This is a genomic window from Lentzea sp. NPDC060358 (assembly GCF_042725365.1).
GTDB lineage: Bacteria > Actinomycetota > Actinomycetes > Mycobacteriales > Pseudonocardiaceae > Lentzea.
Genome location: NZ_JBHXCW010000071.1, coordinates 1 through 13,101 on the forward strand (window position 1 = coordinate 1; position 13,101 = coordinate 13,101).

The 13,101-nt window shown below is 73.1% G+C and carries 12 protein-coding genes; 6 read left to right on the plus strand and 6 right to left on the minus strand.

All coding sequences use genetic code 11. From position 1 onward, the window contains the following. Window positions 1-26 precede the first annotated feature (26 nt). Entirely contained in the window at window positions 27-1,190 is a 1,164-nt protein-coding gene (locus ACFWGZ_RS17345; protein WP_382452519.1) for a cellulose-binding domain-containing protein, read from the minus strand. A 222-nt stretch (window positions 1,191-1,412) separates the two neighbouring features. Between ACFWGZ_RS17345 and ACFWGZ_RS17350 the strand changes: the two genes are divergently transcribed. Both ACFWGZ_RS17350 and ACFWGZ_RS17355 read left to right on the plus strand, forming a co-directional pair. Then, complete coding sequence (locus ACFWGZ_RS17350) at window positions 1,413-2,096, plus strand: response regulator transcription factor (RefSeq protein WP_382452520.1); 684 nt, start codon at window positions 1,413-1,415, stop codon at window positions 2,094-2,096. Further along, window positions 2,093-3,469 carry an ATP-binding protein gene (locus ACFWGZ_RS17355; RefSeq protein WP_382452521.1) on the plus strand — a complete coding sequence of 459 codons (1,377 nt, stop codon included), beginning with the start codon at window positions 2,093-2,095 and terminating at the stop codon, window positions 3,467-3,469. Before ACFWGZ_RS17350 ends, ACFWGZ_RS17355 begins: the two co-directional genes overlap by 4 nt. 37 nt (window positions 3,470-3,506) lie before the next feature. Here the strand turns inward: ACFWGZ_RS17355 and ACFWGZ_RS17360 are convergent, their stop codons facing one another. Then, window positions 3,507-5,672: an MMPL family transporter gene (locus ACFWGZ_RS17360; protein ID WP_382452522.1), complete on the minus strand. Its 2,166-nt coding sequence runs from the start codon at window positions 5,670-5,672 to the stop codon at window positions 3,507-3,509. Between the two features lie 183 nt (window positions 5,673-5,855). Here ACFWGZ_RS17360 and ACFWGZ_RS17365 point away from each other — a divergent pair, with 183 nt between their 5' ends. Both ACFWGZ_RS17365 and ACFWGZ_RS17370 read left to right on the plus strand, forming a co-directional pair. Beyond that, a complete protein-coding gene (locus ACFWGZ_RS17365; RefSeq protein WP_382452523.1) occupies window positions 5,856-7,055 on the plus strand; it encodes a hypothetical protein in 1,200 nt (399 codons plus the stop codon). Window positions 7,056-7,059: 4 nt separating this feature from the next. After that, on the plus strand, window positions 7,060-7,980 hold the full coding sequence (locus ACFWGZ_RS17370; protein ID WP_382452524.1) for a Rieske 2Fe-2S domain-containing protein: 921 nt from the start codon (window positions 7,060-7,062) through the stop codon (window positions 7,978-7,980). Between the two features lie 8 nt (window positions 7,981-7,988). Here ACFWGZ_RS17370 and ACFWGZ_RS17375 read toward each other — a convergent pair whose 3' ends face one another. The 3 genes from ACFWGZ_RS17375 to ACFWGZ_RS17385 form a co-directional block, all read right to left on the minus strand. Next, window positions 7,989-8,678, minus strand: coding sequence for a response regulator (locus ACFWGZ_RS17375; protein ID WP_382452525.1), 690 nt, complete (start codon window positions 8,676-8,678; stop codon window positions 7,989-7,991). Window positions 8,679-8,780: 102 nt separating this feature from the next. Next, on the minus strand, window positions 8,781-9,779 hold the full coding sequence (rfbB, locus tag ACFWGZ_RS17380; protein WP_382452526.1) for a dTDP-glucose 4,6-dehydratase: 999 nt from the start codon (window positions 9,777-9,779) through the stop codon (window positions 8,781-8,783). 1 nt (window position 9,780) lies between these two features. Then, on the minus strand, window positions 9,781-10,554 hold the full coding sequence (locus ACFWGZ_RS17385) for a GntR family transcriptional regulator (RefSeq protein ID WP_382452527.1): 774 nt from the start codon (window positions 10,552-10,554) through the stop codon (window positions 9,781-9,783). Between the two features lie 82 nt (window positions 10,555-10,636). On the opposite strand from ACFWGZ_RS17385, the gene ACFWGZ_RS17390 reads away from it, so the two are divergent. Together ACFWGZ_RS17390 and ACFWGZ_RS17395 are read left to right on the plus strand one after the other, a co-directional pair. Then, window positions 10,637-11,059 carry a MarR family winged helix-turn-helix transcriptional regulator gene (locus tag ACFWGZ_RS17390; RefSeq protein WP_382452528.1) on the plus strand — a complete coding sequence of 141 codons (423 nt, stop codon included), beginning with the start codon at window positions 10,637-10,639 and terminating at the stop codon, window positions 11,057-11,059. Between the two features lie 98 nt (window positions 11,060-11,157). After that, a complete protein-coding gene (locus tag ACFWGZ_RS17395; RefSeq protein WP_382452529.1) occupies window positions 11,158-12,033 on the plus strand; it encodes an NmrA/HSCARG family protein in 876 nt (291 codons plus the stop codon). A gap of 11 nt (window positions 12,034-12,044) precedes the next feature. Here the strand turns inward: ACFWGZ_RS17395 and ACFWGZ_RS17400 are convergent, their stop codons facing one another. Continuing rightward, window positions 12,045-13,052 carry a cupin domain-containing protein gene (locus tag ACFWGZ_RS17400; protein WP_382452530.1) on the minus strand — a complete coding sequence of 336 codons (1,008 nt, stop codon included), beginning with the start codon at window positions 13,050-13,052 and terminating at the stop codon, window positions 12,045-12,047. Window positions 13,053-13,101: the final 49 nt, after the last annotated feature.

Consider the following 13,101-nt stretch of genomic DNA (forward strand, 5'->3'; position numbering starts at 1 on the left):
GACCCGCGGTCGTGCCGGCCGAGTCGTCAGGAGCAGCCGACCCGTGACGACGCCAGCACGATGTCGTCGAACCACAGCGTGTCGTCGCCGTTGCCGTAGCTCTCCCAGCCGATCCGGAAGTCGCTCAGCGCGGGCCGCCACCCGCTGCGGCGCAACCACTGCGAGTCCACGTCCTGCGTGGGGGTGCCGTCCACGCGCAGCCCCTGGACCTCGGTGCCGTCGACCCAGGTGCGCAGTTCCGAGCCGGTGATCCCGAACTCGACGCAGGTCCACCGGTCCACCGGCAGCGGGGTGCTCAGGGCGACCCCGTTGGGGCTCTGCTCCGGCAGCGTCGCGTCGTCGGACTCGCGGTTCCACTGCAGGGCGCGGTTCTGACCGCCCATCCGCAGGTCCTTGCCGCCGTCGGCGGTGTCCTTCATGGCCGCGAAGGTCACGTGCGCCTCGGGCAGCGCGGTGGTGTGCCGCACGTAGAACCGCGCGTGCAGGCCGGATCCGCCGGTGCCCCTGGACGTCGCGAGGAACACGTGGTTGCAGTAGCCCGCCCGGCCGTTGATCCGTATCGATCTGCTGCCGCTGTGCACCGTCGAGGTGTCGACGGTCGCGGTGCCGGCACCCTGGCAGTTCGGGAACACCGGCGACCAGTCCCCGGCCGGTGTCGTCCCGGTCTGGTTCTCGAAGCCGTCGCAGAACGCGCCGCTCGGACAACCCGGCGGCTGCTGCGGTGTCGTCGTGGTCGTCGTCGTGGTGGTGGTAGTCGTGGTCGTCGTCGGCGGGTTGGTGTCGTTGCAGCGCACGCCGTTGAGGGCGAAGTCCACCGGTGCGTCGTTGGTGCCCTGGAAGGTCCCCTGGAATCCGAACTGGACGGACGCACCGGTGCCGATGGCCCGGTTGAACGCCTGGTTCCGCGCGGTCACGACCTTCCCGGACTGCGTCACGTCGGCGCTCCACCCGGAGGTGACGCGCTGGTCGCCGGCGAAGGTCCACGTCAACGCCCAGCCGTCGACGGGCGCGCCGTTGTTGGTCACCTTGACCTGCGCGACGAACCCGCCGCTCCACTGGTCGACCGTGTACCCGACCACGCACGCGGGCGCGTCGAGGGCCTGCACGGGCCCGGGGTTGGCCACGATGGCGGCCGCCACCACGGCTGCCGCCGCGGTCATGATGAAGACACCGTTCGTTCTCCGGCGCATGTGCTCTCCTGTCGTGGTCGGCCGATGGCGGCGGAGAACGGCTGACGCGATCCACAGGGTTCGCCTGTCGGAAAAGCTAAAACAAGGGTCCATCCGGGTCTGTCCGAATTCACGCAACGTCAGGGGCGGGCCGGCGGTCGTCGTTCCGTCCCGCTCTAACGCTGTCCTCAGGTTGGTCGGGAACGATGTGCGGCAAAGTGCCGACTGGAGGGACGGTCCGGAGTGCGGATCATGATCGCGGACGACGAGGCGGCCATCCGCGAGTCGCTGGAGCGGGTGCTCCAGGTCGAGGGGTACGACACCAGCACCGTCGCCAACGGGCTCGCCGTGCTCGACGGGATCGGTGCCGCCGCGCCGGACCTGCTGATCCTCGACGTGATGATGCCCCGCCTGGGCGGGGTGGAGACGTGCCGGCGGTTGCGGGCGGCGGGACAGGACCTGCCGGTGCTCATGCTGACGGCCCGCGACCAGGTGTCCGACCGGGTCGCGGGGCTCGACGCGGGTGCCGACGACTACCTGCCCAAGCCGTTCGCCACCGAGGAGCTGCTCGCCAGGGTGCGGGCCCTGCTGCGGCGCCGGACACCGGACGACGACGGGTCGCAGGTCCTGGTGTTCGCGGACGTGCGGGTCGACCCCGACCGGTTCGAGGCGTGGCGGGGCGAGCGGCCGCTCGGCCTGACCCGGACCGAGTTCTTCCTGCTGGAGGTCCTGGTGCGCAACGCGACCAGGGTGCTGACCCGGGCCGAGCTGTTCGAGTCGATCTGGGGTTTCGACATGAGCGTCACCTCCAACAACCTCCAGGTGTACGTGAGCTACCTGCGCCGCAAGATGGAGGCCGGCGGTGAGCCGCGGTTGCTCTGCACGCGGCGCGGTCTGGGGTACACGCTGCGGGAGACGCCTCCGTGAGCGTGCGCGGGTGGTGGCGCGGGCGGTCGCTGCGGACCAGGCTGACGGTGATCGCGGCGACGGCCATCGCGGCCAGCGTGTTCCTGGCCTTCCAGGTGGCCAGCGAGCTGCTGGACCAGGAGCTGCGCGCCACCGCGGAGGAGCAGCTGCGCGCCGATTCCCGGTTCCTCGCGGCGGCCGCGGAGCACGCCGGTCTGGAGCAGGTCCCGCTGCCGCCGTACCCGGGATCGGGTCCGCTGGTGCGGGTGGTCCTGCCCGGCGGTGCGGTCCGGACGCCGGGCGGCCAGCCCGCGCTGCCCCCGGTCAGCGAGCAGGCCGGGGACGTGGCCCGGGGCGGGGCGGCCGACCTGCTGGAGTCGGCCGACAGCGACGAGGACGGCTACCTCGTCCACACGCGGCGGGCGGCCGGTGGCGCGGTCCAGGTGGCCCGTGCCACCGACGACAGCCCGGTCAACCGGTTCGGGTTCGGCATGCTCCTGATCGGGCTGCTCTGCGTGGCCTGCGGCGCCCTCGTCGGGCGGGCCGTGGCACGGACCGGGCTCGCGCCGATCGACCGGCTGACCGCCGCCGCGGTCCGGGTCGCGCGCACCCGGGACCTCGACGCCGGCATCCCCGACGAGGGCGGCGGGGAGATCCAGCAGCTGATCCGGTCGATCAACGACATGCTCGCCGCGCTCCGGGACTCCCGGCGGGCGCAGCGGCTGCTCGCCGAGGACGCCGCCCACGAGCTCAAGACCCCGCTCACCAGCCTGCGCCTCAACATCGAGCTGCTGATCCGGCTCGACCGGCGCGGCGCCCTGGACAGCGCGCTGCCCTCGCAGAGCCGGACCCGGCTGCTGCACGACCTCGGCGCCCAGGTGACCGAGCTGAGCACCCTCGCCGCCGAGCTGACCGACCTGGCGCGCGGTGACGTCACCGACGAGAACACCGAACTGGTCGACTTCGCCGACGTGGTGGTGGCCGCCGCGGCCCAGGCGGGTTCCCGCGCACCCGACGTCGAGGTGGTGCTCGACGTGACCTCCGTGCGGGTGAGCGGGCGTCCCGCCGCGCTCCGGCGGGCGGTGCTCAACCTCGTCGACAACGCCGGCAAGTGGTCCCCCGCGGGCCGGCCGGTCCACGTCCGGCTCCGGTGCGCGAACGGGTCGGCGGTGCTGGAGGTCGACGACGCGGGACCCGGCATCGACGCCGCCGACGTGCCGCGGGTGTTCGACCGGTTCTACCGCGCCGACAGCGCCAGGGCGTTGCCGGGATCCGGTCTGGGGCTGTCGATCGTGCAGCGGGTGGTCGACGCCCACGGCGGCCGGGTCGCCGTCGCCCGCTCCGCTCGCGGTGGTGCGTTGCTGCGGGTCGAGCTCCCGGCTGCGGTGCGCTGATCCACTGCCGACACGGAGGATCAGCGCACCGCCGCACTCACCGGTGCAGCACGGGCTCTTCGTCCTCGGCGTGCGGCCGTCGCCCGACCGGCACCTCCGCCGGCCGGGAAAGCCTGCTCGGCCACCACATCCGCCGGCCGATCAGCAGGGTGAGCGCCGGCACCAGGACCGACCGCACCAGCAGGGCGTCGAGCAGCACGCCGAAGGCGACCAGGAACCCGACCTCGATCAGCATCACCAGCGGGAGCGAGACGAGGACCGCGAACGTGGCCGCGAGGACCAGGCCCGCCGAGGTGATCACGCCACCGGTCGCGGAGAGGGCGGTGAGCATGCCCTCCCCGGTGCCCAGCCGCACCGTCTCCTCCCGCGCACGGCTGGCCAGGAAGATGTTGTAGTCGACGCCGAGCGCCACCAGGAACAGGAACGCGAGCAGCGGCACCGAGTAGTCGATGCCCTTGAACCCGAGAACGGTGTCGAAGACGAACACGCTGCCGCCGAAGGCCGCCGCGAACGAGACGACCACGGTGGCCATCAGGACCAGCGGGGCCACGACCGCGCGCAGCAGCAACGCGAGGACGATCAGGACGACGACGAGGACCAGCGGGATCACCAGCTTCTCGTCGCGCTCGGTGGTGACCTCGGTGTCGAGGTGCTCGGCACTCGGCCCGCCGACGATCGCCTCCGCGCCGCTCACCGCGTGCACGGCGGTGCGCACCCGCTTGATCGTGTCGTACTCCGCGACGGTGTCCGGGGCGTCCGTCGGGAACACCGAGATGTCGGTCCAGCCACCGCGGGTCTCACCGGGGACGGCCACCGCGACCCCGCGGGTGCCCTGGACGACCTGGAGCACGCGCTCCTGCTGCGCGGGCCGCGTGAAGACCGTCATCGGCTGGCCGCCGAGCTCCGGGAAGTGCTGGCGCAGCACGGTGAAACCGGTGACCGACTCCGGTGCGGACACGAACTGGTCCTGCTCCCGCAGGGCGCCGGTGTTGCCCGTCAGCCCGAGGGCGAGCACGCCCAGGACGCCGAGCGAGCCGAGCGCCGCCACCCAGCGGCGGCGGCCGAGGGCGGCACCGAGCCGCACCCACAGCCCCGGCTTGCCCTGCACGGCCGCGCCCGGCCGCGGGACGGCCGGCCAGAAGATCCGCCTGCCGAGCACCACCAGCAGCGCCGGGAACAACGTCAGCATGGCCACCAGCGCGCACAGGATGCCGGCCGCACCGATCGGGCCAAGGCCACTGGTGCTGTTCAGGTCCGCGACGAGCAGGCAGAGCAGGCCGGCGACCACGGTGGCCGCGGACGCGACGATGGCCGGCGCCGCGCCGCGCAGCGCGTGGACCATCGCGACGCGGACGTTCTCGTGCTGCTGCAACGCTTCCCGGTACCGGGCGATGAGCAGCAGGGCGTAGTCCGTGCCGACGCCGAACACCAGGATCGTGAGCAGCGCCGAGTTCTGGTCGTCGACGACGATGCCGAAACCCTTGACCAGCAGGTAGACGGTCGCCATCGAGGTCACCGCGGCCGCGCCCACCGCCACCAGCGGCACGAGCCACAGCACCGGGCTGCGGTAGGTGATGATGAGCAGGAGCGTGACCACGACGATGGTGGTGAGCAGGACCTGCAGGTCGATGCCGTCGAAGACGGCGTCCATGTCTGCCTCGACCGCGGCCGGGCCGGTCACCTCGAGCTCGAGGCCGGCGGGCCGGTCCTTCGCCGCGTCGCGCACCGGGCCGACGATCGTCTCCGGTGCGCCGTGGGTGGTGCTCACGTCGAGGGTGAACATCATCGCCTTGCCGTCCTTGGAGAGGTTCGTCCGCGGCCCGTCGTCCTCCTCTCCGGCCGGGGCCGCCACGGCGGGCGGGTACCGCTTGGCCAGCGCGTCGTGGTGGCGCTCGACCGCCGCGCGGTCGGCGTCGGTCAGGCCGCTGTCGCGGTGGTACACGAAGACGAACGTGTGGTCGTTCCCGCCGGGAAGGCTGTCCTCCAGCACGGCGACCCGGGTGGACTCGGCGTTCGCCGGCAGGGTGTCCGCGGCCTTGTCGGTGGTGACCGAGCTGAGCTTTCCGCTCAACGGCACCACGACCACCGTCAGCACCAGCCACAGCCCGATCACCAGCCACGGCACCCACCGGCCTCCCGGCACTCCCCCGGACGGCCCCTTCTTGGACCGCACCTTATTGGACGGCACTGCGTCGACTGCCATTTGTCCGCCTCCTGCACAAGTTCTGCTTCGCCCGTCTGGCGCCGACTTCCTATCGGGCGAATCTGAGACGACCGTTAAAGCGGTGCTCAGGCGAGGTGGGTAGTACCGTCGTACCGCGCGGCGCCCGGAGATGACGACCGCGGTACGACGAATCGCGCCGGCACCGGTCTTAGCGTTGGGGCCATGAAGAAATCCAGTGGTCCACTGTGGAGGTTCGGTGCGGCCTCCGTGGCGCTCGCGACGGCGTTCGCCGTCGTCGCCTGCGGATCGAGCACCGACACGGCGGCTCCTCCGACCGGCTCGCACCACGGGCACGCGGCCCAGCCGCCCGCCCCGACGCAGCCGCTGCGCGCCGGCGAGCGGTTCCTCGACCTGAAGATGGCCGAGGCCTACACGCCCGCACCGCCGGAGGGCGGCGGCACCGACGAGTACCGGTGCCAGGTGATCGATCCGGGCCTGACCAAGGCGACGTTCGTGACCGGGACCCAGGTCACGCCGGAGAACGTCGCCCTCGCGCACCACGCCATCGTGTACGCGGTGCCGCCGGGCGGTGCTGCCGCGGTGCGCGAGCAGGACGCGAAGACACCCGGCCTCGGCTGGCAGTGTTTCGGCGGGACCGGCGTGCCCGGCGCCGAGGTGGAAGAGGGTGAGGCCACGTGGGTGGACACCTGGGCACCCGGCGCCTCGGAGACGTTGTTCACCCAGGACGTCGGCTTCAAGCTGGAGCCGGGCAGCCTGATCGTCCTCCAGATGCACTACAACCTGCTCGCGAGCGACGGCAAGCCGGCCGGGTCGGACCGCTCGGCGGTGCGGCTGCGGCTGACGAACGGCACGCCGCAGACCCGGGAGCTCGACACGTTCCCACTCGACGCGCCCACCGACCTGCCCTGCGCCCCCGACGAGTCGGGTCCGCTCTGCGACCGGGCGGCCTCGATCGCGGACGTGACGAAGCGGTTCGGGCCGGAGGTCGGCGGCACCGCGGACGAGCAGCTGGAGGAGTGCGGCCAGAGCGCGCCGAAGCCCGGCAACACCCAGACGTGCGACCAGGAAGTGCCTGCACCGATGACGCTGTTCGCCGGTTTCGGCCACATGCACCTGCTCGGGCGGTCCATCAAGGTCGAGCTCAACCCCGGCAAGCCGAACGCCGAGGTCGTGCTGGACGTGCCGCAGTTCGACTTCGACAACCAGCGGCTGATGAAGCTGCCAGAGCCGGTGGAGATCGGTCCGGGCGACACGTTGCGGGTGACGTGCACGCACGACGCGGCGTTGCGCAAACAGCTGCCACAGCTGAAGAACCTGCCGCCGCGCTACGTGGTGTGGGGCGACGGCACCAGCGACGAGATGTGCACGGGCATCATGACGGTCTCGCCCCGCACTTCCTGACGTGATGGGCGAACACGCACTGCTGCCGCTGCGCGCTTTCCTCGGCGGCACCTTCGTCTACGCCGGTGTCTCCAAGCTCCTCGACACGCAGTACCTGGACGGCACCTCCGCACTCGGTGTCCACGCGCAGATGGTGAACGCCGCCGCGACCTCCCCGATCGGCCCGCTGGTCTCGCTGGCCGCGGACCACGCGACCGCCGCCGGGCTGGCGATCGCCCTCGGGGAGGTCGCGGTCGGGCTCGCCACCCTGCTCGGGCTGGTCACCCGGCTCGCCGCGCTCGGCGGTGCCCTGCTCTCGCTCGGTTTCTTCCTGGCGGTGAGCTGGACGACCCGGCCCTACTACCTCGGGGCCGACATCGTGTTCGTCTTCGCCTGGACCCCGCTGCTGATCGCGGGCGACGGCGGCGTGCTGTCGCTGAGCGCGCGGCTGCGGGCCGGGGTGCGGCGCGGGCTCGGCCTGCCGGAGCACCCCGCGCCGGACGAGGACCCGGCGGTGCGGGACGACGTCGAGCGGCGCACCGTGCTGCGCAGCGGCCTGCTCGCGGGCGCGGCGACTGCCGTCGGTGGCACCGCGGGCAGCGTGCTGGCACTCGCCCGGCGGCCGGCCGTCCCGCCCGCGGAACCGGTGGCCCGCGGGCCGGTGATCGCCACCGTCGACGAGGTCGCCGTCGGCTCGTCGAAGAGCTTCACGTTGCCGGACGGGAGACCCGCCCACCTCCTGCGCCCGGCGCCGGGCACCTTCCTGGCGTTCAACGCCGCCTGCACCCACCAGGGGTGCCCGGTCTCCTTCGTGGGCCCCGGATTCCGGTGCCCCTGCCACGGCGCCACCTACGACGGGGAGGGGGAGGTGACCGGAGGGCCGGCACCCGCACCACTGGCCCGGATCCCGGTCGAGGTGGTCGAGGGCCGGGTCGTGCTCGCCTGACGAACCGGTCACACCCGTGCGGTGTCGTGGCGGCCGCACGGGTGGGCGAGGCCCAGGTCGTAGGCGAGGATGACGGCCTGGACCCGGTCCCGTGCGCCGATCTTGGCGAGGACCCGCCCGACGTGGGTCTTCACCGTCGACTCCGACAGCGTGAAGCGCCGTGCGATCTCGCCGTTGGTGAGGCCGTGGCCGATGGCGACGAGGATCTCGTGCTCGCGGCCGGTCAGGCAGGCCAGCCGGGGATCGGTCGGCGCGGGCTCGCAGAGCTCGTCGCCGAGCCGGCCCGCGACCGTGTCGAGCAGCCGGCGGGTCAGCGCGGGCGCGATCACCGCGCCTCCGGCGGCGACGGCCCGGATGCCGGCGAGCAGCTCCTCCGGGCGGGTGTCCTCGAGCAGGAACCCGCTGGCGCCGGCCCGCAGCACGGCGAACGCGTGCCGGTCCACCTCGGACCTCGTCAGCACGAGGACCCGCGACCGCCCGCCGGCGGCGACGATGCGCCGGGTGGTCTCGACCCCGTCGAGGCCCGGCAGGCGGGTGTCCATCAGCACGACGTCGGGACGCAGGTCGCAGGCCCGCCGCACGGCCTCGGCGCCGTTCGCGGCCTCGCCGACGACCTCCGTGTCGGGTGTGCGGTCCAGCAGCAGGCGGAACCCGAGGCGGTGCAACGGCTGGGCGTCCACCACGAGCACGGAGATCATGAACGGCTGCCTCCCGGAGTCGCGCGGGCCGCCCGGCGCGGGGCCGGGCGGCGTTCGCCCACTTCCTACCGAGCGGACCTGAGACGACCGTTAAAGCGGTGCTCAGAACCGGCGCGCCCACGCGCCTTCCGCCACCGGCGACCGGTCGCGCAGCGGCTCCCACCAGTCGCGGCGGGCGGCGTACCAGCGGACGGTCTCGCGCACGCCGGCCTCGAACTCCACCACCGGCTCCCAGCCGAGCTCGCGGCGGATCTTCGCGGAGTCCAGCAGGTAGCGGCGGTCGTGGCCGGGACGGTCGGGCACCTCCCGCTTGAGCGACGCGGGCAGGCCCAGCTCGTCGAGCACCAGGTCCGCGATCTGCTCGACGCTCGCCTCGACACCGGTGCCCACGTGGTAGGTCTCGCCGATCCGGCCCCGGCCGAGCACGGCGTCGATCGCGCGGACGTGGTCCAGGACGTGGATCCACTCGCGACGGTTGTCCTTGGACGCGTAGACCGGCAGCGGCCGGCCGTCCAGCGCGTGGGTGGTGAACAGCGGCAGCACCTTCTCCGGGAACTGGTGGGTGCCGTAGTTGTTGGCGCAGTTGGTGATCGTGACCGGCAGGCCGAACGTCTCGTGGTAGGCGCGCACCGCGTGGTCGCTGCCCGCCTTGCTCGCGTTGTACGGGGTGCGCGGCCGGTACGGCGACTCCTCGGTGAACGCCTGCCCGGCGTCGAGGGCGAGGTCGCCGTAGACCTCGCAGGTGGAGATGTGGTGGAAGCGCGCGACCCCGGCCTGCCGGGCGGCCTCCAGCAGGGCCTGGGTGTCGAGCACGTTGGTGCGGAAGAACCTGCCGGGGTCGAGGACCGCGAGGCTGTTGTGCGACTCGGCGGCGAAGTTGACGACCACGTCGACGTCGTGGTCGCGCAGCACCCGTTCGGCGTCGGCGATTCCGGCGTGCACGAAGGTGATCCGCTCGCGCACGTCGGACAGGTTCGTCTCGGTGCCGGCGTAGGTGAGGGCGTCGAGGGCGACGACGTGGTCGTCCGGGTGCTCGTGGAGCCGGTGGCGGACGAAGTGCGAGCCGATGAACCCCGCTGCTCCGGTGACGAGGAGACGCATGTCAGCCTTCCTGTTCGGTGGTCGTGATCGGGGCGACGCCGGGCGGGTCGGCGCCGGGCCAGCCGTGGAACTCCACCTCCAGCCGGAACCGGTGCCCGAGGTAGCGGTGCTCGGACAGGGCGACCGGCGTGCCGTCCTCCCCCACCGCGAGCCGGCGGACCAGCAGCACGGGCGTGGCGGCGGGCACGTCGAGCAGGTCCGCGACGCGCTGTGAAGCGGCCGTGGCGGCGATGCTCTGCCGGACCACGGCGATCCGATGTCCTTGCCGGCGAAGGGTTTCCCACGTTCCCGGGTCCTCGGCGTCCGCGCGGCTGACCGGTGCCGCCAGTGCCAGCGGGACCCACTCGGTGACCACGTCCAGCGGTGCCGCACCGGCCCGGCGCACCGACTGCACGCGCAGCGTCTCCGCGCCGTCGGGCAGTGCCAGCAGCCGGGCCACGCTCGCGGGCGTGGTGCCGTACCCGTACTCGACGACGGTGCGGGCGAGCGGGACACCGGCCTCGGCGACGGCCGACCCGGCGTGCTGGAAGCTGCCGAGCGCCAGGGACTGGCCGAACGAGGCACCGGAGACGACGTACCAGCCGGCGCCCTTGCGCGAGGCCAGCAGGCCCTCCGCGCGGAGCTGCTCCAGGGCCCGGCGCACCGTCACCCGGCTGACCTCGTACCGGCGGCCCAGCGCGGCCTCGCTGTCGAGCGCGCCGGACGGCCCGTGGTCGCCGAGCGCGATCCGTTCCCGCAGTTCGCCGGCGAGCCACTGCGACCGAGAACCTGTCATAACCTGTATCATACAGCTGCGACACCTGGTCGTCGACCACCGCGACTACGATGGGTCCGACCACCGGGCGGGAGGAGGCGGCGTGGACCACGGCGAGAAGCTGTTCTGGCTCTCGGTCCTGATCCAGCGCAGGTACGCGCAGATCTGCGCCGAGTTCGACCTGACCCCGTCGCAGGCCACGCTGCTGTGCGCGATCAGGAACGAGCCGCGGCAGATGGCCTACCTCGCCGCGTCGCTCGGCATGACCAAGAACGCGCTGAGCCAGCTGGTCGACCGCACCGAACGGCGCGACCTCGTCAGCCGGGTGGGGTCGGAGCACGACCGGCGGGTCGTCCTGCTCGACGTGACGCCCGCGGGCAAGGCCCTCGCCGAAGCCGTGTTCGCCGAGACCTCCCGGCGGCTGCCCGACGTCGCGAGCGGCCTCGACGCGGCCGACCAGCGCGACCTGGAGCGCATCGCCGGCGCCATCGTGGACGCGCCGGGCGCGCGGACGCCCCTGTCCTGATCGACCAGTTCCGCCTCCGGCGACACCGGCAGGCCTTGCGTTGGTTCATGGCGTGAACTAGTTTAGTTCATGCCATGAACTACTGAAGGGCGGGCGACATGACCACGCAGGGAACCGGGCCGATCGCGGTCTTCGGCGCGACGGGACAGCAGGGCGGAGCGGTCGTCGACGCGCTCCTCGGCCGGGGAGCGCGGGTGCGTGCCCTGGTCCGCAGCCCGGAGTCCGACCGGGCGCGGGCACTGGCCGACCGGGGCGTCGAGCTGGCGGCCTTCCGGATCGGCGACCCGGCGCCGCTGGAGGCGGCCGGCGCGTTCTACTTCATGACCCCGGAGGCGAACACCCCCGAGGAGACCGAGCAGGAGGCCGGGCTGGGCACCGCCCTCGTCGACGCGGCGGTCGCGGCGCGCGTGCCGCACGTCGTGTTCAACTCGGTCAGCGGAGCCGAGCACGACTCGGGCGTCGCGCACTTCGCGTCGAAGGGCCGGGTCGAGGCCTACCTGCGGCAGTCCGGCCTGCGGGCCACGATGATCCGCCCCACGGCCTTCATGGAGAGCTTCGCGCACGTGCCGATGACCGTGCAGGACGGCGTGCTCGTGCTGAAGATGCCGCTGCCGGACGGCGTCGGCCTGAAGATGGTGGCGCTCAGGGACATCGGCACCGTCGCCGCCGCGCTCCTGCTCGGTGCCGCGGACGTGCCCGGCGGAGCGGTCGAGGTCGTGACCGACCAGCTGACGGGCTCCCAGATCGCCGCCGCGTTCGGTGCGCACGCCGGCCTGCCCGCGCGCTACGAGGCCCTGCCGCTGAGCGCCGTCACCGACGCCGAGGACCGGGCGATGTTCCGCTGGTTCGCACTGGCGGCCACGCACCCGTCGGACCTCGCGGCGGTGCGGGCGATCGAGCCGGGCGCCTGGACGCTGGCGGACTGGCTCCGCTCCACCGGCTGGACCGCGCCCGCGGACCCGGCGCGGTCCTGACGGGCGGCGCGTCAGCCGCCAAGGAGCGCTTCCGGGATCGTGCCGCCCACGTCCAGGGGCGGACCGAGAACCGTCTGACCGGTCGCGTCCGCGGCCTGCGCCAGCAGCTCCGGGGAGACCGTCCACTCCGGCGGCCGGGGCCCGCGCACGTCGCGTCCCGCGATGCGGAAGAACGACTCCAGTCCCGCGGGCGTGGACACCGCGAGCAGATCGGTGTCGGCGGTGGTCCGGTAGGCCATCGGCACACCGCGGGGCACGACGACGACGCCCCCGTCCGACACCTCGTGGCGTCGTTCGCCTGCCCAGCACAGACCGCCGCCCCGCAGGACGACGAGGATCTCGTCGCTGCGCCGGTTCAGGTAGACCGGCGACGCCGACCCGCGCGGGGAGCTCGACCGGAACAGCGAGAACCGGCCACCGGTGTGCTCCTGCGCGAGCAGGACCCGCATCAGGCCGCCACCGAGCCACTCGAACGTCTCGTGCTCGCCTGCCCGGGCCACGTGCGGCACGCCACCGGGTTCCAGGCCCCCGTGCGCGGGCAGGACGTCGTCCGGGCCCAGCGGCGGTCCGAGGACGACCTGCCCGTTGCCCGCGGCGGCCTCGGCCATGGTCTGCGGCGTGATCCGCCAGCCGGCGGGCTTGGGCGTCCGCAGGTCGTGCCCGGCGCCGCGGAAGAAGTCCTCCAGGCCGGAGGGGGTGCTCAACGCCAGCAGGTCCGCGTCGGCCGTGATGCGGTACGCGTGCGGGATGCCGCGCGGGAGGAACGCCACACCGCCTTCGTCCACCTCGAACCGCTGGTCGCCCACCCAGATGATCGCGCTCCCCCGCAGGAACACGAACACCTCGTCCTCCCGCGAGTGGACGTGCGCCGGCGACGCCGCGCCGGCGGGAGCGGAGGACCGGAACAGGGAGAGCTGCCCGCCGGTCCGGTCACCGTCGAGCAGGACCTGCATCACACCGCCACCCAGCCACTCCAGCCGCTGGTGGTCGTCCTCGGTGGCCATGTAGGAGATCGTCATTCACGCGCCCATCGGATTCACGTGCCGAAGCACTGCCTGCGCGCAAGGT